The following is a 1,239-nucleotide window of genomic DNA, read 5'->3' on the forward strand; positions in this document are numbered from 1 at the left end:
GTGAGGGCGGCATCCGCTTCGCCCTCCGGGTCCAGGGCCCGGGCTTCCACCTTGCTGTCCACCATGGTCCAGCTTTCGCCGTCCTCATTGAGCGCCAGGGTCAGGTCGATGATACCCAGGTGGCTGCCCCAGAAACCGGGCATGACCGACGGCACTCCCTTAATGGTGCCTTTTTCCAGATCCACGTTGGCGGTGCCGGCAAAGGCATTCGAGGGAAAAGTCAGGTGGCTGTGGCCGAACATGATGGCATCGATGCCGTCCACGTCCGCCAGATACCAGCTGCTGTTTTCCGCCTTGGCGTCTTCCGAGTAGGCGGTGGTGTTAATGCCGGAGTGGGGAATGGCAACGATGATGTCTGCGCCTTCTGCCTTCATCTTCGGCACCAGTAACTCCGCGGTGGCCTTGATGTCCTTGGCGGTGACTTTGCCTTCCAGGTTCTTCTTGTCCCACTGCATGATTTGCGGTGGCAGGAAGCCGATAAAGCCCAGGGTCAGGTCGTGGGGGTTGCCGTTCCGGTCGTAGACTGTCTTGGTGATTAACTTGTACTGATCGAAATAGGGGGTGCTGCCGTCGGCGCTGAATACGTTGGCGCTGATGTAGGGGAAGGCGGCGTCGTCCACGCTTTCGGCGAGGAAATCCAGGCCATAGTTGAATTCGTGGTTACCGTAGTTGCCCACGTCGTAGGCCATTTCGTTCATGACCTTGTAGNCCGGGTGCACTTCACCGCTGGTGAGCCCTTGCGCCTGGCGCCAGTCGCCCATGGGGCTGCCCTGGATCAGGTCGCCGTTATCGACTAACGCAGCGTTTTCCGGGTAGGTGATTTCGGCGCGGGCCTGCTTGACCAGCATGGCGGTGCGCACCAGTCCATGGCCGTTATCTACGCTGTCACTGTAGTAGTTGTAGTCCATCACGTTGGCGTGGATGTCGGTGGTTTCCATCAAACGCAGATCCACCCGGGGGGGGGCGTCCTGTTGGGAGGAAGAGTTGTCATTATCGCCGCCGCAGCCGCTGAGCAAAGCGCCGCCGGCCAGCGACAGAGCGAGCAGGGATCGCAGTGAAGCTTTCATGGTGTTTCCTGTGTNTCGGGTTGAAAGAAGGGCGGCGCGAACGCCGCCGGGGAGTTTTTGAAAAGCATCAGGGGCAGTGGCTGATCACGGTGAGAGCGTTCACCGATTCCAGGCTGGGATAACTCATGTACAGGTCGCGCACGCCGTCCACTTCCAGGGTCTGGCCGATCAT

1 protein-coding gene is annotated in these 1,239 nt (G+C 60.0%); it reads right to left on the minus strand.

Going from position 1 to position 1,239, the window contains the following annotated elements; genetic code table 11:
• The coding region (locus A3730_RS26635) for a metallophosphoesterase (protein WP_197477662.1) at positions 1-1,067 on the minus strand (1,067 nt) is incomplete at its 3' end.
• Positions 1,068-1,239: the final 172 nt, after the last annotated feature.

The organism is Alcanivorax sp. HI0044 (genome assembly GCF_001634945.1).